General features: G+C 62.3%; 19 protein-coding genes and 1 pseudogene. 3 read left to right on the top strand and 17 right to left on the bottom strand.

The features are described 5' to 3' along the window. The 11 genes from FJ867_RS17880 to FJ867_RS17830 all read right to left on the bottom strand — a co-directional run bounded on the left by FJ867_RS17880 (position 1) and on the right by FJ867_RS17830 (position 11,296). Entirely contained in the window at positions 1–1,194 is a 1,194-nt protein-coding gene (locus FJ867_RS17880) for a substrate-binding domain-containing protein (protein ID WP_181168387.1), read from the bottom strand. An 88-nt stretch (positions 1,195–1,282) separates the two neighbouring features. Further along, positions 1,283–2,329 carry an ABC transporter permease gene (locus tag FJ867_RS17875; protein ID WP_210242313.1) on the bottom strand — a complete coding sequence of 349 codons (1,047 nt, stop codon included), beginning with the start codon at positions 2,327–2,329 and terminating at the stop codon, positions 1,283–1,285. Between the two features lie 42 nt (positions 2,330–2,371). After that, positions 2,372–3,259, bottom strand: a complete 888-nt coding sequence (locus FJ867_RS17870; protein WP_024505467.1) for an N-acyl homoserine lactonase family protein — start codon at positions 3,257–3,259, stop codon at positions 2,372–2,374. Between the two features lie 24 nt (positions 3,260–3,283). Next, positions 3,284–3,799, bottom strand: a complete 516-nt coding sequence (locus tag FJ867_RS17865) for a hypothetical protein (RefSeq protein WP_127224577.1) — start codon at positions 3,797–3,799, stop codon at positions 3,284–3,286. Between the two features lie 161 nt (positions 3,800–3,960). Further along, entirely contained in the window at positions 3,961–4,710 is a 750-nt protein-coding gene (locus tag FJ867_RS17860) for an SDR family NAD(P)-dependent oxidoreductase (protein WP_140818249.1), read from the bottom strand. Positions 4,711–4,733: 23 nt separating this feature from the next. Continuing rightward, the gene (locus FJ867_RS17855; protein WP_140818105.1) at positions 4,734–5,648 is read right to left on the bottom strand and encodes an NAD(P)-dependent oxidoreductase; all 915 of its coding nucleotides are present in this window, start codon (positions 5,646–5,648) and stop codon (positions 4,734–4,736) included. Further along, positions 5,638–6,561: an NAD(P)-dependent oxidoreductase gene (locus FJ867_RS17850; protein ID WP_281405954.1), complete on the bottom strand. Its 924-nt coding sequence runs from the start codon at positions 6,559–6,561 to the stop codon at positions 5,638–5,640. Before FJ867_RS17850 ends, FJ867_RS17855 begins: the two co-directional genes overlap by 11 nt. After that, entirely contained in the window at positions 6,548–7,432 is an 885-nt protein-coding gene (locus FJ867_RS17845; protein ID WP_140818247.1) for an amidohydrolase family protein, read from the bottom strand. The genes FJ867_RS17850 and FJ867_RS17845 overlap by 14 nt, the downstream gene beginning before the upstream one ends. A gap of 102 nt (positions 7,433–7,534) precedes the next feature. Next, complete coding sequence (hisD, locus tag FJ867_RS17840; protein WP_140818101.1) at positions 7,535–8,842, bottom strand: histidinol dehydrogenase; 1,308 nt, start codon at positions 8,840–8,842, stop codon at positions 7,535–7,537. Then, a complete protein-coding gene (gene mmsB, locus FJ867_RS17835; protein ID WP_082826745.1) occupies positions 8,839–9,768 on the bottom strand; it encodes a 3-hydroxyisobutyrate dehydrogenase in 930 nt (309 codons plus the stop codon). The genes hisD and mmsB overlap by 4 nt, the downstream gene beginning before the upstream one ends. Positions 9,769–9,784: 16 nt before the next feature. Beyond that, positions 9,785–11,296 (bottom strand): aldehyde dehydrogenase family protein, encoded by a 1,512-nt coding sequence (locus FJ867_RS17830; RefSeq protein ID WP_140818099.1) that lies wholly within the window; start codon positions 11,294–11,296, stop codon positions 9,785–9,787. An 86-nt stretch (positions 11,297–11,382) separates the two neighbouring features. Here FJ867_RS17830 and FJ867_RS17825 point away from each other — a divergent pair, with 86 nt between their 5' ends. From FJ867_RS17825 to FJ867_RS17815, 3 genes are all read left to right on the top strand, one after another. Then, on the top strand, positions 11,383–12,381 hold the full coding sequence (locus FJ867_RS17825; RefSeq protein ID WP_140818097.1) for a 4-hydroxythreonine-4-phosphate dehydrogenase PdxA: 999 nt from the start codon (positions 11,383–11,385) through the stop codon (positions 12,379–12,381). Positions 12,382–12,417: 36 nt separating this feature from the next. Continuing rightward, positions 12,418–13,419 carry a LacI family DNA-binding transcriptional regulator gene (locus FJ867_RS17820; protein ID WP_024505477.1) on the top strand — a complete coding sequence of 334 codons (1,002 nt, stop codon included), beginning with the start codon at positions 12,418–12,420 and terminating at the stop codon, positions 13,417–13,419. A 79-nt stretch (positions 13,420–13,498) separates the two neighbouring features. Continuing rightward, the gene (locus FJ867_RS17815; RefSeq protein ID WP_027035670.1) at positions 13,499–14,266 is read left to right on the top strand and encodes an SDR family NAD(P)-dependent oxidoreductase; all 768 of its coding nucleotides are present in this window, start codon (positions 13,499–13,501) and stop codon (positions 14,264–14,266) included. 145 nt (positions 14,267–14,411) lie between these two features. Here FJ867_RS17815 and FJ867_RS17810 read toward each other — a convergent pair whose 3' ends face one another. From FJ867_RS17810 to FJ867_RS17785, 6 genes and pseudogenes are all read right to left on the bottom strand, one after another. After that, entirely contained in the window at positions 14,412–15,422 is a 1,011-nt protein-coding gene (locus tag FJ867_RS17810) for an ABC transporter permease (protein WP_181168385.1), read from the bottom strand. A gap of 24 nt (positions 15,423–15,446) precedes the next feature. Beyond that, complete coding sequence (locus FJ867_RS17805; protein ID WP_140818093.1) at positions 15,447–16,430, bottom strand: ABC transporter permease; 984 nt, start codon at positions 16,428–16,430, stop codon at positions 15,447–15,449. Next, complete coding sequence (locus FJ867_RS17800; protein ID WP_140818091.1) at positions 16,427–17,980, bottom strand: sugar ABC transporter ATP-binding protein; 1,554 nt, start codon at positions 17,978–17,980, stop codon at positions 16,427–16,429. Before FJ867_RS17800 ends, FJ867_RS17805 begins: the two co-directional genes overlap by 4 nt. Before the next feature lie 84 nt (positions 17,981–18,064). Continuing rightward, complete coding sequence (locus FJ867_RS17795; RefSeq protein WP_024504867.1) at positions 18,065–19,306, bottom strand: sugar ABC transporter substrate-binding protein; 1,242 nt, start codon at positions 19,304–19,306, stop codon at positions 18,065–18,067. A 426-nt stretch (positions 19,307–19,732) separates the two neighbouring features. Continuing rightward, positions 19,733–20,446 (bottom strand): HAD-IA family hydrolase, encoded by a 714-nt coding sequence (locus FJ867_RS17790; protein WP_140818087.1) that lies wholly within the window; start codon positions 20,444–20,446, stop codon positions 19,733–19,735. A 419-nt stretch (positions 20,447–20,865) separates the two neighbouring features. Beyond that, a pseudogene (locus tag FJ867_RS17785) lies at positions 20,866–21,518 on the bottom strand (alcohol dehydrogenase catalytic domain-containing protein). Positions 21,519–21,636 lie beyond the last annotated feature (118 nt).

Genomic DNA, 21,636 nt, shown 5'->3' with positions numbered 1-21,636 from the left:
TCAGAGACCGCCCTTGAGGGCCGCCAGGACTTGTTCGTCCGTCAGGCTGGTGCCATTCGAAGCGGATTCCGGGAGCTTCGGATTGCAGAACACCGTTCCGGCAAGCGAATCCTCCAGCTGGAAGTTCGTCACTTCCTTCACACCGGCCTCGGCCACCGTATGCTTGGTGCCATTGGGATCGGTTATGACGAGCGGCTGATCCATCTTGCCGCCGGCGGCCTCGGCAATCGCCCAGCGCACGGCCAGGCGAACATTCCACTGCTCGGCGCTGTTTGTCGTGTACTGGAAGGTGGACTTCGCGTCGGCGTCATGCAGCTTCTTCCAGGTGCAGCCGAACACATTGGCGTCTTCACCGGCGATCAGCGGCAGCGGCCGTCCGGCGCGTTCGAAGACGCCCGAGGCGACAACGCCCATGCTGAGGTCGGCGATGACACCGTCGATCTGCGGATACTGGGCAATCAGCGCGCCCAGTGATTTGGCGACCATGCTGGAATCCCAATTCGTCACTTCGAACGGCTTCTGCCCGATCTGGACGATGCCCGGATAGTCCTTGAACGCTTCGAGGATGCCATCGGCGCGCTCACGGCTCTGGCTGGTTCCGGCAGGTCCGCCGAGATAGGCGACATTTCCCTTGCCGTTGAGGGCCTTCGCCATCCATTTTCCCCAGTCGACGCCGTCCTGGTGGAAGTTCGTGCCGACGAAAACGCTGTAATCCTTGCCTTCCTCGCCGCCGACACGGGCCCGGTAGGGGACGACGGTGCTGCCTTGCTTGAAGGCATCGCGGATCGCCGGCAACATGGCCGGGCCGGCATCGGGAAACACGACAATGGCATTGACGCCGCGTGCCGCGAGACCGCTGAGGTCGGAGATTGCCTTCTGGGTGTTACCCTGTCCGTCAGTATGATCCCAGCCGGTGACATTCGGGCACTGGCTGGCCTCGTTGATCGCAGCGGCCGTCGTCATCTGCCGCCAGGGGTTTTGGGCGAAGCCATCCGCCAGCGCGACGGAGATTTCCTTCGTTCCGCAGAAGCTCGGCGGCGTCGCCGCCGGTTCGGCGCAGAAGACACCACCGGCGATGCCCTTGCACCAATCCGCGGCGCCGGCTTGCGTGACCGACAGCGGTGAGACAGTTGCAAAGGCCGACAGGGCGAGCGTTGCGCCCGATAACAGGTTTATTCCAAGACAAGACTTCATCATTTCCTCCCAACGAAGTTTGGTTGCGGTTCTCCAACCTGCCCGTGGTGGACAGCGTTGAAACTTTTTATTCCCTTGGCCGCCGACATCATGCGGTCGACCTGTTCCTCAGGCTGATTGCACGCCTGAGATTGCGAAAATTCAGACCATAGATGCCGACCCCGACCAGGATCGCGGCACCTTGAAAAAGGTATTGAACGCCGATGCTGGCGCCCGTCGTCAGCACCAACTGCTGAAGCTGTGTGAGAAAGAGCGCGGCGATCACGGTCGCCGCCAGATTGCCCTTGCCGCCAAACAGCGAGGTTCCACCCAGAACCGTCGCGGCGATTGACGGCATCAGGTAGTTGTCGCCCTGCTGCGGACTTGGCAATTGCATAAGGCCGCCGAGCAGAATGCCGCCTGTCGCATAAAGCAGGCTCGCGCCCACATACGCAGCGATCTGGTAGCGATCGGCGATGATACCCGCCGCGCGCGCAGCCCTGCTGTTTGCGCCGACAGCCTCGAAATTGCGGCCGAAGGTCGTCGCCTTGATGACGAAAATAACGACAATAGCCACCGCTACGGCCAGATATGCGAGCTGCGTGATGCCAAATATCTTGCCGTTGGCGAACGCTGCTATCGACCCGGGCACAGACACCGGCGTGCCGCCCGAAATCTTGACGTTCAGACCGTAGAGCAGCGCGTTCATGCCGATCGTGGCCACGATGGGCGCAACACGAACCTTGCTGACGAGCAGGCCGCTAATCAGCCCCGCTACAGCTGCAGCGGCGAAAGCGTAAAAGAGTGCCAGGACGACACTGCCCTCGGCATTCGATTGGCTCTCTGAGAAGTAACAGACGATGACAGCGCTGAGCGAAACCATCCCCGGCACGGACAGATCGATGCCGCCCTGCTGGATGACGAGTGTCTGACCCAGGCTGACCAGGGCCAGGATCGCGGCAAAGGGAAGCATTCCGCTCATCGCTCCGGTGCCAAGACTCTGCGGGGCGATCAGGCCGCCGAAGACGAACAGGACCAGCGTTGCCGCCGCGATACCCGCGGTCGGTCCGCCAGCTGAGGCAAACCAACTGCTCGGTCCGGATGCACCTTCTCCTAAGGCCGTGACCGGCTTTGGCTTCTCTGAAGGCTTTTCCACGTGTCTTGTCCTTCTGCGGATTCGCGGCATTGAACTTGTTGGTTAAAGCAGTGCGGATCTTGCTCCGCTGGCCAGACAGATTTCGCTGATGCGCAGCTTCTGGCTGGAGAGCCGGGACGGGAATGTCTGTTCAAGCCGCGACTCGTGAACGGGTATGACCCGTCGAGACTCATGGCCGACCTGTTTCATCATGGCTTCGGTGGCCATGATCAGATTGATCTGGCTGCCGGTGGCAAGGCCGACCGGGAGATACATGTCGTCGATCTTGAGCTGTTCGGAGGCGCCGTTCAGGTTCTCGAACTGGTAAACAAGATCACCGGCAAGCACCCAGGTGTCCTGGGAATCCGTCTTGCCATCATTGCGCACCGTCACCCACATGCATGCGAAGGTGTGGCTGTCATAGGCGACGTGAAGATCGATGCCGGGGAAGACGTTTTCCATGGCGCCATCGACCGCGATGAGGCGTTTGTCGCGCGCCAGCTGCACACCGCGCAGGATGTCCGCCGTATCGATGCCGGACAGGATCCAGCGCATGCGGTCCGGCAGCGACATTGCCCAGATCCATTCCTGCAGCTCCTTCTTCTGGACGTAGAAGGTGGCATTGGGAAATGCATCGACATTGCCGAAATGATCGAAATGCGCGTGCGTGATAAAGACTGCGTTGATGTCTTCCGGCGTCAATCCGATTTCGGCAAGAACCTCGCGCGGTCCGCGCCAGTTCTGGACATTGAACAGCGTGCCAAGATAGTTCCCGTAGTCGCGGTCGTTGTAACCGACGTCGACCATCGCGGCCCAACCGTCTCCCTTGATGACGGCGTAGCAGTAGGGCAGCTTCACATAGCCTTCATTGTGAGCGCCGTAGATGACGCCGCTCTTGTGGTATTCGGGCACATAGCCGTATTCGAGGACGTAGATCGAATAGAGTGACACCGGTTCCTCCCTTGATCCAGCCGGTTAATTTTTCGCGGGTCGGCAGTTGCAGCAGGCCGCCGTGAAATCCACGGGGGTCAGTCCGGCGGAAGGTTCCGAAACCATCCGCAGCGACCGCTGCGCGGAAAAAAGCGCGTCAACGACGGCATCGAGATCGGGACTTGCCGGATCAATGAGATCGGCAAGACGATCAAGCCGCGAGAGTATCCGGCCGAGAAGCACTAGCAGATCGGCGAGCGCGGCTTGGTGGCGGGCCGCTGTCGGCGGCGCCTTCACCGCACCAAGCCGGTCGGTTGCCTCGCGCAACTGCCTTGTCACCGACGCCAGCAAGAGATCGTTGCGGTTGCGGTCGAGGCTGTCGGTCTGGAGCAGAAGCAGGATTCCCGAAAGCTGGCCAACGCAACGCTTGGCGGCGTCATAGAGCGGACGGGTGTCTGACAGGTAGGAGGCAACCGCTTCATCCTTGATCCCTGACTTCAACAAGGCATCGGGCTGGTACTCGCGGGGGGTGTCCCATATCGAGCAGGTGGGACGATGCACGCCTTCGATCCCTGAAGAAGGCGCTGGAAATTCGCGACGAAACGTTAGAAGCGCCGTCCCATGCGCAAGCGGAGCCTCGTCTTGTCCGGAATTGATCCTGAGCACGCGTCGCCTCCATATGTTCGTCGTCGCATCGATCCGCAGGCCATGCGGACTGTCGTTCAGTGCATGAATCGGCCGCCGTTTACGTCGAGAATGAGCCCCGTCACGTAGTCGGACAGGTCCGAGACCAGGAACAGGCAGGCTTTGGCGATATCATCCGCCGTCCCGAGCCGGCCAAGCGGGATGTTCACGACGATGTCGCGTCGCTTGTCTTCGGTCAGCTTGTCTCCAAAGATGTCCGTGTCGATCGTGCCTGGGGCAATCGCGTTGACGCGGATATTGTGCTGCGCCAGTTCACGCGCCATCGACTTGGTGAGGCTGTGGATGCCGCCCTTGGCTGCGGAATAATGCGGCCCGCCGAAAATGCCGCCGCCGATCTGGGCCGCGATCGAGCCGATCGAAACGATCGCGCCGGAGCGCCGTTCGATCATCGAAGGCACGGTAGCCTGGGCCATGTTCAGGCTGCCACGCAGGCTGGAATCGATGACCAGGTCGAAATTCTCCTGGGTGATATCCATCAGCCGGTCTGGTTGGCTGATGCCGGCATTGTTGACCAGGATGTCGACATGTCCGAAGCGGGCCATGACGTCACCAACTGCCTTGCGACAAAAAACGGGATCCCGGACATCGCAAGCCACGCCGATGTGTTCGGAGCCGATGTCGCGGGCCGCATTCATGGCGGCCTCTTCGTCGAGGTCGAAGATCGCCACGCGGCAGCCCTGCGCGGCAAACCGCCGGGCCGTGGCCTTGCCTATGCCGCGCGGCGAGGCGGCGCCTGTGATAATGGCGGTCTTGTCGTTCAGCATCACGGTGTACTCCTCCCCATATGAATTCATTCGGCGGCCTCGGCCGCGTCTTCGATATTCAGGCCTGCCCAACCCTCGATGAGGGCCGCGATGCGCGAGCAATCGGCGTCGGCCATGCCTTGCGTCATGGCGAACTGCCAGAACTGGCGGACGTTGGCCCCGAGCCACATTGGCACGCCCATACGCTCGGCTTCCTGCATGCAAAGCGTCACGTCCTTGTGCATGAGCTCGGTGCGAAAATTCTGGTCGTAGCGGCGTGTCACCACATGCTTCGGATAGGCGATCTCCGACACCCAGGACCGGCCGGAGCCGGCATTGATGATCCGGAACAGATCCTCGGGCTCGATACCGCCCTTTTCGGCGAATGCCAGCGCTTCGCCGACGATCACCATGTTGGTTGCGGTGAGAAGATTATTGGCGAGCTTGAGGATCTGTGCCTTGCCGACGTCCGGGCCGAGATGGACAAAAGTCTTTGCAAATGTCGCCAGGAACGGTCGTGCCCGTTCCAGTGTCTGCTCCGACCCCGACGCCATGACCGCCAGCGTCTCGTTGCGGACGCCGATTGGTCCGCCGCTGACGGGCGCATCCAGCACAGATACGCCGCGTTCCGCCATCGCATCACCGACCTTGCGCGCCATTGTCGGGCCGGTGGTCGAGAGATCGATATAGTGCTTGATGCGTTTGCCATGGATAAGGCCGGCCTCACCCAGCGCGACGGCCTCGACAATCGGCGCGTTTGGCAGGCTGACGAAGACCGTCTCGACCGCGTTGGCGACCGCGGCGGCGCTGTCTTGCCGCTTTGCTCCCTGCGCGACAAGGACATCGACGACCGCAGCGTTGGTATCGAAAATGTGGACGTCGAGCTGGGCTGCCAGAGCCTTGCTGACCATGGGCATGCCCATCGCACCGAGACCGATGAATCCGTAAGAATTACTGGGCACGCGCGCTCTCCCCGATCGCTGTAAGATGTGACGGCGCGCCTTCGTAGAGGCGATAGATGCCGGTGCCGTCGATGTCGCCGTGGCCGGCCGTGATAAGCAGACGAAAGAGCTGGGCGGCTTGGCCGGACATTGGGGTTGCCGTGCCCGAACTACGGGCGAGCTCCTGCACCATGTCGAGGTCTTTCAGCAGCTGCCGCGCATAGGCCCGCGGCGCGAAATCATGTGCGGCGATACGTGGATAGAGCTGTTGCATCAGAACACCGTCGGCATGGCCGTATTTCACGCATTCAGGCAGCAGCGCGGCATCCATTCCTGCCGCTTCAGCGAGGCGCACGGCTTCGGCCAGAACAGCATAATTCGTGCCGACCACGAGCTGCGCGATCATCTTGGCAACCGAACCCATGCCTGTCTGTCCGACATGGGTGAACTGGCGGCCGATGTCCTGAATCAAGGAACGGATGCATGCGATCGCCCAATCCGAGCCGCCGGCCATGATTGTCAGTGTGCCTTCGCCTGCCGCCGAGGGACCACCCGAAACCGGAGCGTCGATCCATTCGCATCCCGTGGCCGCTTGGACGCGCCAACCGATGGACCGGCAGAAATCCGGCGACACGGTTGAGAAATCCACCACAATCTGCGGTGACAGCAGAGCATCCGACAGGCCCGCTTGGCCAAACACCACGGTTTCGACTGCCGCCTGCGACGGCAGGTTGAGGAGCACGAGATCCGCGTCCTCGACACAGTCTTTTGGCGACGCAGCGCCAACTGCACCCGAAGCCATAGCCGCAGCTTGCCGGCCGGCATCCGCGTCGAAGACTCGTAGCTTGTAGCCAAGCCCTGCAAGGCGCGCGGCCATGGGTCCGCCCATCAGGCCGACGCCGATATAGGCAAGGCGCGGCTTACCGGATGTCATAGAATTGGACCGCATTGTCGTGGAACAGGCGCTTTTGCGCTTCGGGTCCGAGATCCGCCGTGATCTCCTTGTAGCCACCAAAGATCTCATCGAGCGTGCCGCACACACTGTCAACCGGGAAATTGCTCCCGAACATGCAGCGCTCGACGCCGTAAATCTCGATGATCGACCTCACGATGTCGCGGTTGTTGGCGACCGTCCAAGGCTGGCCAGGCAGGCCGATGCCGGAGATCTTCACCGCCACGTTCGGCCGCTTGGCGAATTCGGTCATTGCCGCTTTCCAGCCGGCAATCCCCTCGGCACTGCGATCGGCCGGCAGCCCTGAATGCAGCAGAATGATCTGCGTCTGCGGGAAGCGGTCGGCGAGCGTGCACGCCTCGTGCAGATGCCACCATGGTGTCTGCAGATCGAACCGCAAACCATAGCTCGACAGCATGGCGAAACCTTCGACCCAATGCGGGTCGACCATGCTGCCTGGAGCGGCTGAGCCCGGCTTGGGATTGGATTTCGGCTTGTGACGCAGGCCGCGTACGAAGTCGAAACCGGCCAGCCGCTCCAGCACCCGGGCGCGGTCGCCCCGGTCGAGCCATGCCTGGCCGACAGCGACGTTAGGCCACCCCGTCTCACGACGAAGGGAGGCGATATAATCCATCTCGCCGATTGGATCACTCGGATCCCACTCGGCTTCGATATAGACCGTCTTGACAACGTGGTGGCCGGCAGCGTCCCGCTTGTAGTCGGCCGGCAGATACGGCCGGCATATCGAGGAGTAGTCGCCATAGCGGAATGGGATCAGCGGCCGATCGTTGAGCCACGGATAATAGTTCTGCTCGGGATTCCAGAAGTGGACGTGCGCATCCACCATCGGCATATCAGTCACGTCTGTCTCCTCTCCGTCTCGGGACGACCCGTCTCAGATTGGATGCCAGCTCCTCTTCCGGCATCCGCAGTCGTCGCCGCGATTTATCGCGATTTATTCAGCGGCGGCCGCATAGGGGACGTTGCGCCCGCCATAGCGACGGACACGAACGTTTGCCTGCTCGGCATGGCCGGCGAATCCTTCAAGTATGCAAAGGCGGGAACAGTATTCGCCGATCATTGCCGAGGCCTCATCGGTCAGGACGCGTTGATAGGTAACGGTCTTCAGGAACTTGCCGACCCAAAGGCCGCCGGTGTAACGGGCGGCTCCGGCCGTCGGCAGCGTGTGGTTGGTTCCAATCACCTTGTCGCCATAGGCGACATTGGTTCGCGGCCCGAGAAACAGCGCCCCGTAGTTCGTCATCCGCTCGAGGAAGATATCGGGATCGCGAGTCATCACCTGCACATGTTCCGATGCGATGCGGTTTGCTTCACCGACCATTTCGTCCTCTGTCGAACACAGGATCACCTGGCCGTAATCCTCCCATGCGCGACGGGCGACGACGGCAGTCGGTAGGATGTTCAGCAGCCTTTCGACCTCTGCGATCGTGGCTTTGGCGAGGACCTCTGAATTGGTCAGCAAGACTGCCGGTGAGTTGGGACCATGCTCGGCTTGGCCGAGAAGATCGGTCGCGCATAGCTCGGCGTCGACGCTGTCATCGGCAATGACCAGGGTTTCCGTCGGACCGGCGAAGAGATCGATGCCGACCTGCCCATAGAGCTGGCGCTTGGCTTCCGCCACAAAGGCGTTGCCTGGACCGACCAGCATGGCAACGGACTGGATGCTTTGTGTGCCCAGTGCCATGGCGGCTACGGCCTGCACACCGCCGAGACAGTAGATTTCATCCGCGCCTGCCAGGTGCTGGGCCGCAACGATCGCCGCGGCAGGGCGCCCCTCGTAAGGCGGCGCAGCCGTGAAGATGCGCGGCACGCCGGCAACCTTGGCCGTGATGACCGACATATGGGCCGAGGCCAGCAATGGATATTTTCCGCCTGGCACATAGCAGCCGACGGACTGAACGGGGATGTTCTTGTGCCCAAGAACAACGCCCGGCAGGGTTTCGATCTCGATATCGCGCAACGCTTCGCGCTGATGCTGCGCGAAGTTGCGAACCTGTTCCTGCGCGAAGCGGATGTCGCTCAGGTTCTGTTCGGACAGTTCCGCAAGGCAGGCGCGTATTTCCGCATCGGTAAGGCGAAAATCCTTGCGGTCCCATCTGTCGAAGCGGATCGAAAGCTCGCGCACCGCAACATCGCCACGCGAACGGACATCTGCGATGATGCCCTCTACAGTGGCTCTGACGGTGGCCTGATCGGCTGCCACGGCGCTCGGATCGCGCCCCTCTTTGAGTTTGCGGATCACTTGGTCGCCCCTTCCGTCGTCCTGCCTTCGAAGTAGCTGTCGAGATCGAGCGCCAGTTTGATGATGCTCGAATAGTCCTCGCCGGCATGTCCATTCTGGCAATGGATGGCGAAGAGCTCTGTTGCCAGATTTCCCATCGCTGCCAGGACTTTCGAGCTGTTCGCCAGCTCCTTGGCGAGCCGCATGTCCTTCAACTGGAAATCCGAGCGGAAACCGCCGGCAAAACCGTTGGCAGAGGGCACATTCTCCATCAGGCCCGGGAATGGGTGATAGCGCTCGAGCGCGTAGTTGTTGCCCGAGGAGTTGCGCATCACATCGCTGAGGATTGCTGGGTCGAGACCATTGGCGACACCGAGTGCCAGCGCCTCGACAGTTCCCGCCATGCATATTCCGGACAGAATGTTGTTGCAGAGCTTCGCCGTGTGGCCCGCTCCCGAAGCCCCGACATGATAGATGCGCTGTCCCATTGCTTCCAGCAGAGGGCGGGCATGCTCGACATCCGTGGCCTCGCCGCCGACCATGAAAGTCAAAGTGCCGGAATGGGCGCGCGGCGTCCCGCCTGAAACCGGTGCATCGATCATGCGCCGGCCGGCGGCGCGGGCGGCAGCGGCGATTTCCACCGTGACGGTCGATGAAATCGTGCTGCTATCCATCAAGAGCGCACCCTTGCGGGATGCCGCGATGACACCCGACGCTCCAAGATAGGCGTCGCGGACATTGTCTCCGGTCGGAAGCATGGTGATAACCACATCGGCCGATGAAGCCGCCTCGGCGGCGGAGGTGGCACGTTTCACGCCCTGCTTCTCAGCCGCGTCCTGTGCGGCCGAAGACGGGTCGAAGCCAATGACTGGAAAGCCGGCTTGGACCAGATTGCGGGTCATTGGTTGACCCATATTGCCAAGACCAAGGAAAGCGACGGTTTTCACTTGAGCATTCTCCCGGTCAGGCAGCCGACGTGTTGACGATGACGGTCTTCGACCAGGTGAAATGCTGGATCATGCTCGCCAGCGAGAGTTCACGCCCCATGCCGCTCATTTTCGTCCCCCCATATTCGATGTTGGCTTCCGCGACGGCAAACTGGTTGACCTGCACGAAGCCGGCGTCGATGCGCGACACGAAGTCGAACGCCGCCGGGAGGTTTTCCGTGAAAATCGTTGCCGCGAGGCCGTAGGGCGTATCGTTGGCCTCCTGCAGCACGGTCTCGAAATCGGTAAAGCGTGAGACAGTCGCGACCGGCCCGAAGATCTCGTCACGGCAAACGGGTGAGCTTGCGGGAACGCCCTCGATCAGCGTCGTCGAGTAGTAGTAACCCTTGTCCAGACCTTCGGGACGCTGGCCGCCGCAAAGGATACGGGCGCCGGGCGTCTGCCGCGCCATTTCGATGTAGCGTTCGACACGATCGAACTGCTTGCGCGATACGATACAGCCCACCTGTGTCGCTTCATCCAGCGGGTTTCCAACCCGAAAAGACGTAATGCCGGCCAGCACGCGCTCGATCACCGCATCATAAATGGCGTCGTGGATATAGATCCGCGTACCGGCGGAACACGACTGGCCCTGACGCTGAAGCCGGAGCCCCTGCAAAATGCCACGGGCCGCGCGATCGATATTGGCATCGGCCAGGACGATGTTCGGATTCTTGCCGCCGAGTTCGGCTGTGACTGGTATGATCTTGTCGGCGGCGTAGTGCATGATCATGGCGCCGACCGCGCTCGATCCGGTGAAGCTGATCTTGCGTACAGCCGGATGTTGGCAAAGCAGGCGACCTGCTTCCTCGCCGAGCCCGGTGATTGCGTTCGCGACGCCGGGTGGCAGAACCGCCTGCAGCAGTTCGAACACCCGAAGCACTGCCAAGGGTGCTTGCTCGGCCGGCTTTAGCACGACGGTGTTGCCTGCGGCGAGTGCCGGGGCGATCTTGCTGGCAAGCTGCATCAGCGGTGCATTCCACGGAATGATCGCGCCAACGACACCAAGCGCCTCGCGTCGCGTATAGAGCAGCCGGCCAGGATCGGGCGGATAGGTCTGGCCGTTGATCTCGCCAGCCAGACCACCGAAATAACGCAGGATGTCGACCATGGTGCCGGCTTCATTGCGCGATTGGGTTGGAAGTGCGTTACCAGTCTCCAGCGACGAGAGCCGGGCAATGTCTTCACGGAAGCCGTCGAGATGATCGGCTGCCCGCATGAGCAGGGCGCCGCGCTCTCTCGCCGGCGTTGCCGACCAAGACCGGAACGCAAGGGAAGCCGAATCCACCGCAGAATTGACATCCTCTATGCCGCAGCGTGGCGCAGAGCCGATGATCTCTTCGGTGGCGGGGTTCTCGATATCGAATTGCGCGGTTGTGAGCGCTTTTCTCAAGCCGCCGCCGCAGACGATCTGGCCCGAAAGTCGTCTCGCTTCCGTGGTTTGCGCGCCGATGCGCGCTTCAAGGGAGTCTGTTGCAAAGGCGTTCATACGAGATGGCTTCTGTCGTTTTTGATTGAGCATACGTATGCACTCTGTTAGACATTTGAAATGAGTTTGTCAAACAGGAGTGAGAGATGTCTGTGACAACAATCGGCCTCGTCGCTGGAGACCCATCCGGTGTCGGTCCGGAACTTTGTGCCAAATTAGTCAATGCAAAGGGGCGCCAGAGTGACCTTCGCGTTGCCGTCTTTTGTGGGAAAGGGAGCTTTCGCGACGGAATGCGAATCGCTGGTCTCGATGCTGAAATCCCGGTCGTCGATAGCGTCTCATCGATTCCGGAGCGTGGCGGCGTGGCGCTGATTTCAGGGCTGGATCGAGACGGCTACAAACCCGGTGTGGCGAGCGCGGAGGGCGGAACTGCCACGCTCGCGGCGCTGGAGAGTGCAGCAGACGCGGCCGGGGCAGGGCAGCTCGATGCGATTGTCTATGGTCCGCTCAACAAACAGGCGATGTGGCTGGCCGGTCACAAGGCGATCGACGAACTGCATTTTTTCTCAAGTCGCCTCGGGGTTGCCGGCTTCTGTTGCGAAATGAATAACCAGGGGGCTCTCTGGACGGCCCGCGTAACCTCGCATATTCCGCTTCGCGCCGTGGCCGACAACATCTCCGTGGAGTCCATCATTGCGGCCACGGTGGCCGGCGCCAAGGCGGTCGAATCATCAAGCGGCAAACGTGCGAGAATAGCCGTTGCCGGCCTTAACCCGCATTTGGGAGAAGGCGGCGCAATGGGCACTGAGGAGATTGAGATTATCCTCCCCGCTATCGAAAGGCTAAAGGAGCTTGGATACGATGTCGCCGGCCTCTATCCGGCCGATACCGTCTTTCTGCGTGTGGGGCCGGAGAAGCTCGACTTGATCATCACCATGTTCCACGATCAGGGCCAGATCGCGCTGAAGACACTCGGTTTCGCCAACACCTCGACCGTTCTTGGCGGATTGCCGCTGCCAATCGTTACCGCCTCGCAAGGAACAGCCTACGACATTGTCGGCCAAAATCGCGCCGACCCCGCCGGCCTGACAGCAGCGTTTGATCTCGCGCATCGTCTTGCTATTGCTGCGCGCAAGGCAGCATAACAGGCGCAAAAGCTGATTTGCGCAAGGATCCAATGCATGAGACGGTCAACTTCGGTGGATGTCGCGCGGGAGGCTGGCGTATCGCAATCGACAGTGTCTCGCGCACTCGCCGGCGACGGGAGGATTTCAGAGGAGACAAAGAAAAAGATTCGCAAGACGGCGGAGCGCTTGGGCTATACGCCAAATGGGATCGCGCGAAGCCTGCAGACGAAGAAGACGAATATGGTTGGCCTGATCATGGCCGATATCCTCAATCCGTTCTACCCGGCCGTCCTGGAAATCTACACCCAGAAGCTCAACGCCATGGGCAAGCAGCTCCTGTTGCTTTCCGTGCCCAAGGGTTTCGAAGTCGATGACGTGCTGCCATCGATGCTTCAGTACGAGATCGACGGTTTGATCGTCACGTCAGCTGTGTTGTCGTCGCGAATGCGCGACATCCTGCACAACAGGAACACCCGGGTGGTTCTGTTCAACCGCTCCGTCGACGACTTTTCGATCAATTCAGTGTGCTGCGAGAACAGGTCGGCTTCTATGGAAGTTGCCGCCCTTCTTGTTGCCGCAGGGCATAGGCGTATAGCCCTTATAGGGGGCCGCCCTGATACGTCGACCCACCGCGAACGTAGCGCCGGCTTTCAGGATGAATTGCGCCGCCATGGAGTCCAAATCATTGGCGAGCAATTCGGCGAAAACACCTATGGCGGGGGTTACAGGGCAGCGATCAATCTGCTGTCCGGCCCGACTCCCCCGGACGCCATCTTCTGTATCGCCGATGTCATGGCGCTTGGCGCGTTGGATGCCGCGCGCTTCGGGCTTGGGTTGAAAGTTCCGCGCGATGTTTCCATCGTGGGCTTCGATGACATTCCCTCGGCCGCCTGGCCGGCATACGACCTCACCACCTTCCGCCAGCCGATCGAGGCGATGGTGGGGCGGTCGCTCTCCCTGCTGTTTGATCCGGCAGACTTTCCACCAGCGGCTATTCGCATACCCGGCGAACTGATCATTCGCGGCTCTACCAACATTGGTCCTGCAACCGCCTGAACTGATCAACGCCAGGATACTAATTTAGCAAATGCGTGCGCATACGTATTCCCAATTTCAAACAAATGGAGAGAGATTTATGGAGGAAAATCAAGTCGCGCCAAATTTCAGGCTGGACGGAAAACGAGCGCTCATTACGGGAGCCGGGCGGGGGCTGGGACTGGCCGCCGCTCATGCGCTCGCCCACTTTGGTGCCGAGGTTGTTCTGGCCGCCCGCACATTGAGCGAGGTGGAGGCTGCCGCGGCCAATATCACTCGCGCGGGCGGACGAGCCGAAGCCATCGCGCTCGATATCCGGGACGTTTCGGCAGTGAGTGAAGCTGTTTCACACAGGCCGGCATTTCATGTGCTGGTCAACAATGCAGGGATGAACCGCACCAACCCATTCCTTGATGTAACGCAGGCCGATTTCGATGATATCATGGGCCTCAATCTGCGTGCTTCCTTCTTTGTTGCGCAGATCGTCGCGCGACGCATGGTCGAGCAAGGCGTGAGTGGCAGCATCATAAACATGTCGTCGCAGATGGGCCATGTCGGTGCCGCGACGCGCAGCGTCTACTGCGCCTCGAAGTGGGCCATGGAGGGCATGACGAAGGCGGTGGCAATCGACCTTGCGCCACACAAGATCCGTGTCAACACCGTCTGCCCTACGTTTGTCGAAACGCCGCTCGCTCAGAATTTTCTCAAGAATGAGGCCTTCAAGGCGGAGGTGCTGTCCAAGATAAAGCTTGGCCGCATAGGTCATGTCGGCGACATAACCGGGGCGGTTGTCTTCTTGGCGTCCGATGCATCCTCTCTCATGACGGGATCGTCCATGGTCATCGACGGCGGCTGGACCGCGGACTAGGAACCTGCTGGAGGGTCGCATAATCTGGACGGGACACGCGAACTAAGGAATGAAAGCACGATTCAGAAACGGCGCTCGTAAGCCTTCGTGCCCGAGGTTTGGCGGGCGGTGTTCTGATCGGATCGGCGGCGAGCCGGGCGCGCCATCAGCGTCGCGAAAAGCCGTCGAGCATCACTGCGAAGATGATGATGGCGCCTTTCAGGATCGCCTGTTGGGCGGGTCCGACGCCAGTGATGCTCAACCCATTGTCGACGACGCCGATGATCAGCGTACCGAGCAGCACGCCGACGATGCTGCCCTTGCCGCCCGACAGGCTGACGCCGCCGATGGCAACCGCGGCGATCGTCGATAGTTCGAGGCCGGTCGTCTGCGCCATCGTGGCGCTCATGTAGCGCGACATGCTGATTACGGCGCCGATCGCATAGAAGCTGCCGGCAATGGCGAACACGATGATGCGCACGCGCACCACGCGCACGCCGCTGATGAAGGCCGATCGGGAATTGCCCCCAACGGCGTAGATTTCGGCCCCGAAAGCGGTCCGGTGCAGGACGAAATAGCTGAGCGCCACGATCGCGAAGAACAGGATGACCGGGTTGGGCACGTAGAGCACGCTGCCCTGGCCGATGAAGGCAATGCTCGAGGGGATGCTGTCGACGAAGCCACTGCCGGTCACCTGATAGGCGAGCCCGACGCCGATTTGCCAGACGCCAAGCGTCACGATCAGGGATGGCAACCGCAGCCGTGCCACGAGGAAACCGTTGGCGGTGCCGAACGCGACGCCAACGAAGAGCATCACCGGGATGGCGAGAAGCGGAGAGATCGCGACGCCGAGAAGGCTGAATTGCGGGTTGGTGGTGACGAGGCTGCCGCCGACCATCAGCGTCACCGCCACGATGCCGCTCACCGAGAGATCGAGGCCTACCGTGAGCACCACGAACGCCTGCCCGCAGGCGGCAATGCCTCGGATGGACGACTGGATCAGCACGTTCGCAAGGTTTTCGGTGCCGATTGTGGCGCCGCGCGTGACGATTGCGAACCCCGCGATCAAGGCGGCGAGGATGAGCAGGCGCACGAAGTCGTCGCTGGTCAGTACGCCGAAGCCAAAGCCTCGGCGGCCCGGCCCGGCATCCGCTGCCCGAAGTTGGTCGACGATCACTCTGGTTGCCTCCGCAATTGCATGTCAGGCCGTGATGCGGGTTGGCCGCTCGCGGCGGCGGAAGAATTCGATCGACACCGCCAGGATGATGACCGCACCCTTGACCGTGTTCTGGACGTCGGTGCTGGCGCCCATGGCGCCGAGGCCGCTGTCGATGACGGCGAGGATCAGTGTCCCTAACAACACGCCGAGCACGGTGCCGCGGCCGCCATAGATGCTGACGCCGCCGATCGCGACAGCGGCGATGCTGTCGAGCTGCAGCCCGCTCAGCGTCCTGATCGAGACCGACATCATCCGCGATTCGATCGACAGGGCGGCGAGTGCGACCATCAGTCCCGAGATCACGAAGACGAGGAACTGCACGCGCCGGACCTTGATGCCGGAGAGATACGCGCTGGCGGAATTGCCGCCGACGGCATAGACGGCTCGGCCGAAGGACGTGTGGCTGAGCACGAAATGCGCCAGCGCGAAGAGCAGGAGCATCTCAATGACCGGCACGGGCACGCCCCGGATCGAGCCCTGTCCCAGCATGCTAAGGCTCGAAGGCAGATCGGTGATCGTGTAGCCGCCGCCGACGAGTTGGGCGAGACCCAGGCCGATCTGCCACATGCCGAGCGTCGCGATCAGCGCGGGCACGCGCAGCCGCGCGACCAGCAGGCCGTTGACGGCGCCCATCACGATGCCGACGAGCAGGATAATCGCGATACCGACGGGAACTGGCCAAGGATCGCCGCCGACCATGTTGAGGTCGAAGCGGCTGGTCAGCGTGGAAGCGCCAAGTACGCTTGCGAAGACGCCGATGCCGTAGAGCGACACGTCGATGCCTCCCGTCAGGATGACAAAGGTCTGGCCGATAGCGGCTATGCCGATGATGGAACTCTGCAGCAGGATGTTGTACAGCCCGCGCGCACTGTAGGTAACGCCTCCGGTTAAGAGGCCGAACACGCCGATCAGCGCCACGAGCATGAGCGCGCGCAGCACGTTGTCGTTGCGCAGGAAGCTCTTCATCCGTGCGCCTCCGGCACGCCAGCGATATCGGCGCCCTTGTCGCCGCTCACGAGCACCATTTCGAGCAAGTCGCGCTCGCTGACCCGATCGGGCGCGACTTCGCGTGTGATCCGGCCCTGCGCCATGATCAGGATGCGGTCCGACGCCACCATGATCTCGCGCATGTCGGATGACAGCAGCAAAACGCCGACGCCCCGCTCCCGCGCCTGGCGGCGGATGACGTCGTAGATCTCCTGGCGGGCGCCGACGTCGATACCCCGGGTCGGCTCGTCGAGAATGAGGAGCTTCGAACCGGCGGCGATCCACTTGCCGATGACCACCTTCTGCTGGTTGCCGCCGCTGAGCAGTCGCACGAGCTTGCCCGGTTCGCGCGGCCGCAGCCCCACATCGTCCATCACTCGGGCCACCAGGCCGCGCACCCGGCGGCCGACGAGCACGCCCGCAGTCGTCACTCGGCTCAGTGCCGGCAGCACCATGTTGAAGCCGACCGAGTGCTCCTGGACGATGCCTTCGGCCTGGCGATCCTCGCTGACGAAGCCGATGCCGAGCCGGCGCGCCTTGCTCGGCGTCATCGTGGCGACGTTCACCGCCACGCCATCGAAGTGAAGGCTGCCCTTGACACGGGTTCCGTCCGGCAGCGCACCGACGATGGCGCGCGCGAGTTCGCTCTTGCCCGCGCCGATCACGCCGGCGATGCCGACGATGGTGCCCTTCGCGATGGTCAGGTCGATTCCTTCGAACAGGCCGTCGGCGGAAAATCCGGAGAGTTCGAGGAGCCTGCCGGCGCCCGGTCCGGGCGCCTGCCGCAACGTTGATGTGCTGTCAACCGGCTTGCCGGTCATGCGCTCGACCAGCGTCGCCATGTTGATTTCGGCGATGCCGCAGCTCTTGACGACGGCGCCGTCGCGCAGGATCGTCACCCGGTCGGCGAGCGCGAAGACTTCTTCGAGTTTGTGCGAGATGTAGACGATGGCGACGCCGCGCTGCTTGAGCACCCTGACGAGGCCATAGAGATTGTCGATCTCGACGCGCGACAAGGCGGAGGACGGCTCATCCATGATGAAGACGGCCGGATCGTAGGAGAGGGCGCGCGCGATCTCCACTTCCTGCTGGTCGGCCACCTTCAGGTCGCCGACCGTGGCATCGGGCGACACTCTGCTGCCGAGCCGCTGCAGGATCTGCGCGGCCTCGCGGCGCGCCTTGGGCCAGTCGACCTTGCCCCAGCAGGCGGGCAGGCGGCCGAGAAGGATATTCTCGGTGACGCTCAGATACTGGACCAGGCCGAACTCCTGATAGACCATCGAGACGCCGTTGCGCTGCGCCTCGGATGGATTGGAAAACTGGGCCTGCTTGCCGCGCACCGTGTATTCGCCGCTGTCGGGCCGCAGCACGCCCATGAGGATCTTCATCAATGAGCTTTTGCCGGCGCCGTTCTCGCCAAGAAGGGCGTGGACCTCGCCGGCGCGCAATTCGAGCGCCACGTCCCTCAGAATCTTGATGCTCCCGAAGGACTTGGTGATGCCCACCATGCTCAGGACGATGTCACCCACGCGTGTCTCACCTGTTCCCTGGATACCGCCCGGCGTCTGTCGCGCGGTGGAATTGCAGCCACCCGCGCGACGAACGGATGCGCCTCAATAGCCGAGGAGGCTCTTGCGGTCGGCGAGCGTCGGGACGGGGAGGCCGATCTCCTTGGTGTCGAGGACTGGCCAGTAGTTCCACTTGCCGAGCGGCATGTCGGTGAAGGCGACGGTTCCGCCCCACATATGCGCTGCATCCGTGTCGATCGTCGCACCCGTCAGGAGCGGCATCGGCAGCAATACCCGGCGCGGCAGCTTGACCGTTCCGGAATTGGCATCGCCGTCGCCCAACGGCTGCTTGAGTACGGTGTGCCAGAGGAACTGCTTCACGACGACATCGATCTGGTGCCACGGGTTGTTCGACACCGTGAAGTCGAAGGTGCCGTCGCGCAAAGGTGCCAGCATCGCCTTGTCGATATCCTGGAGGATGACGACGACGTGGTTCGGATCGCCGGCGGGCGCCAGACGGTCGACGGAGCGCAGGCCCTCTGTGATGGCGCCGGCATCGCCGAACTGGGGATAGATGGCCTTGATGTCGGGATAGCGGGCAAAGGCATCCTGGATAGCCTTGATCACCGACTCCGGCTGGCCGGACGTGTCGACCGATTCCACGATCTCGACGGCGGGATCTCCCGCCAGCCCCAGACCGACGCCGTGGTGACGGGCCTGGCAGATCGGCAGGGCGCGTGCGCCCCAGATCTCCAGCACGCGATAAGGCTTCTCGGCGGTAGCGCCCGCCGTCTTGGCGAGTTCGGAGAATTTCACGCCGATCTGGCCGTTGCCTTCCATCGTGTCGGCATCATAGCCGGCAAAGCCGGTGAGCTTGTCGGTGTTGGCCGGAAGCACCCAGTTGTAGACGTCGATCCCGGATGCGATGGCCTTGTCGATGGTGGTGGCCATGGAGGTCGGGTCGATGGGATGCAGCACGATCGCGTCGTAGGCGTGCGTGGCGATGGCGTCTTCCATCAGGCGCGTCTGCGTCGGCACGTCGAATTCGGCCGAGCTCGTCGTGAAGGTCGCGCCGGCTTCCTCGAGCTGGGTCTGCAGGAGATGCTGCGCGATGACCTGGTAGTCGTCGCCCATCCACACCGGCAAATAGAGCACCTTGTAGGGCGACCCGTCCTGCTTGACGGCGATCCCCTTGTAAGGCTGCCACTGGACACGGCTCGGATCAATGAGACCCTTGATCTTGCCCCAGTCGGCCTCGGGTATGAAGTCCGGTCGCGCGGCTTCCTGGGCCGTCGCGGCAAATGCCAGGGACAGCGAGAATAAAGCTGCCGCTATATATTTCTTCATTGGATTCCTCCTCCAAACTCTTCCTGCCATTCGCGAATGCGGTACCTGGGGTACCGGCATTTCCTCCCTGCTGCGAAAGAAGACCTCCAATTCGTCTGCTGAAGCTATTCGGCGATAAGGTGTGATGAACTATAGAAGCATGCAGCCGAAGAAATACTGCCCGGAAGCACTGTCCTAAGGCAAGTCCCCAACCGAAGTCCTAGCCGCCCCGGCAAGAGGGCTCAAATCGTTGTTCACCATGTCGGCATCGCGAACGGCGAGGAAACGGTGATATTCGGGTGGAGGGATGGCCGCGCTTTCTCGTCACCACGCCCTGCCTTCGCAATCGACCAGTGTTCTTCGACAGGCTCAGGATGAAGTAGGAAGCGGGCGAGCCTAGACCGACCGAGAAGGAGAATGCCGGCGCCATTGGCGCGACCGCTACCGTCAGGTGTCGAGCTTGGTGGCCATGTCCTCGATGTCGTCGGCGATGACATCCCAATCCGCCTCGGCGGCAAGGTCGATCGTCTGGTTGGGGCCGAATTCGGTGGGACGCAGGAAGAAGCCGGTCATCAAACCGTACTTGCGCGCGTTGGCGAGGTCGCCATTGTGCGCCGACGCCAGCATGACCTCGCCCGGTTCGAGATTGAGCAGCCGGGCGCTGCCCAGGTAGGTGTCGGGATGCGGCTTGAAGCGTGAGAACATATCGGAGCCGAAGACCACGTCCCACGGCAGGTTCGCGCCCTTGGCCATGTCGACCAGCAGGCGCACGTTGCCGTTCGACAGCGAGCCGACGATGTATTTGGTCTTCAGCCGCGTCAGGCCCGCCACGGCATCCGGCCAGGCCTTGAGGCGATGCCAGCCGAGGTTGATGTCGCGCAGCTCGTCCTCGCTGAAGCCGGTGACGCCAACATCGCGCATGGCCTCGTCGAGCAGTTCGCGATGCAGGTCGTCGAGGAGGCCGTAGTCCCGCGTGCCCGCGGTCACTTCATCGAGCATCCGGTGATAGCCGTGGCGCCATGCGTCGGCGACGGCGGCCCAGTCGCCGTTGACGCCGCGCTTGCCACCGAGTTCCTTCATTTCGGCGATCAGGCCGCCGCGCCAGTCCACCACGGATCCGAATGTGTCGAAGACGATGGCTACGGGTTTCTTGCTGGACATGGCGGTCTTCTCTTCGAATTTGGAAAAACGGAAGCACCGGCGGGTTTCGCGGTGCGTGCTATGAGGCGCATCGTATCGAGGGTCTTCCTCCCATCGAAACTAACGGAGAGCCCGGCGAAGGAAAGTATCCATTGGGCACCCCCCACCTCGCGGAACGTGGCGGCAGCCTGGGCCGCGCGGCTGGAGGTGATCGCCGCTCGACGACTGCGTTCAGGCGAAGGCGATCTGTACCTTGATCGCCCGGCTCCTGTCGCCTGCCAGCAGGAAGACGTTATTGGCATCAGTGACCGGCATGGTCGCGCTTAGCAGCGGCGCCACGTCGATCCGGCCCGAACCAATGAGCTCGGCGGCGAACGAAAACTCGCCGGCGAAGCGGAAGCTGCCGCGCGGCCGTGTCGCGCGCAGTGCCCCGGCGATGGTCAGCGACTGGCCGGCGACCTCGAAGACGACGTCGAATAACCCTTGTTGGCCTCGTAGCCGGCCAGCGCATCCGGCCCGACCGCGACGTTGACCGTATGGTCGCGCTGAGCGAACGGGCGAAGGCGATCGGCTTGTCGAGGATGTCGGTGACCACCACTTCGCGCGTGCGCCAGTCGCGCCGAAAGCAGGAGGAGGAGGCCGATCGGCCCGGCGCCGACGATCAGCACGCGTGCGCCGTAGACCGGCGCCTGGCCGACCGCATGCATGCAGACCGCGAGTGGCTCGGCGAAAGCCGCCATCGCGGCGTCGACGCCCGGCAGCCATGGCGAGGCGTTGGCGGCGTCGCAGACGATGAAGTTGGCAAACCCGCCCTGCACGAGCGGCGTGCGCATGGCGCTGCCGAGGAAGCGCATGTCAGAACAATGGATCGGCTGGCCGCTGCGGCAGAAGCCGCAATGGCCGCAGGCGACGACGGATTGACGGCGACCAGCGCGCCCGACTGCAGGCCCGCGACACCGGCGCCGAGCGCCGCGACATGCCCGGAAATCTCATGACCGAGGATCATCGGCTCGCGCACTCGGATCGGCCCGAAGCCGCCATGGTTGTAACAATGCAGGTCGGAGCCGCAGATGCCGCCAATGGCGATCCGCACCGGCACCTGTTAGGGGCCAGGTTCGGGCTTGGCCCTTTCCTCGACGCGCAGGTCTCTCTCGGCATGCAGAACCACGGCGCGCATTATCTGTTCAAATCCTCGTATCCGGCAGCGTCTG

The organism is Mesorhizobium sp. B2-5-3, assembly GCF_006441005.1.
Lineage (GTDB): Bacteria > Pseudomonadota > Alphaproteobacteria > Rhizobiales > Rhizobiaceae > Mesorhizobium.
Note: the sequence above shows the minus strand (reverse complement) of the source record. Positions and strands in the feature narration are given on the sequence as shown.

Coding starts and splice junctions, on each gene's coding strand:
- FJ867_RS17815 (WP_027035670.1), top strand. CDS start 13,499: ATGGAGGAAAATCAAGTCGCGCCAAATTTCAGGCTGGACGGAAAACGA.
- FJ867_RS17830 (WP_140818099.1), bottom strand. CDS start 11,296: ATGAACGCCTTTGCAACAGACTCCCTTGAAGCGCGCATCGGCGCGCAA.
- FJ867_RS17880 (WP_181168387.1), bottom strand. CDS start 1,194: ATGAAGTCTTGTCTTGGAATAAACCTGTTATCGGGCGCAACGCTCGCC.
- FJ867_RS17820 (WP_024505477.1), top strand. CDS start 12,418: ATGAGACGGTCAACTTCGGTGGATGTCGCGCGGGAGGCTGGCGTATCG.
- FJ867_RS17850 (WP_281405954.1), bottom strand. CDS start 6,561: ATGACATCCGGTAAGCCGCGCCTTGCCTATATCGGCGTCGGCCTGATG.
- FJ867_RS17805 (WP_140818093.1), bottom strand. CDS start 16,430: ATGAAGAGCTTCCTGCGCAACGACAACGTGCTGCGCGCGCTCATGCTC.
- FJ867_RS17790 (WP_140818087.1), bottom strand. CDS start 20,446: ATGTCCAGCAAGAAACCCGTAGCCATCGTCTTCGACACATTCGGATCC.
- FJ867_RS17795 (WP_024504867.1), bottom strand. CDS start 19,306: ATGAAGAAATATATAGCGGCAGCTTTATTCTCGCTGTCCCTGGCATTT.
- FJ867_RS17845 (WP_140818247.1), bottom strand. CDS start 7,432: ATGCCGATGGTGGATGCGCACGTCCACTTCTGGAATCCCGAGCAGAAC.
- FJ867_RS17825 (WP_140818097.1), top strand. CDS start 11,383: ATGTCTGTGACAACAATCGGCCTCGTCGCTGGAGACCCATCCGGTGTC.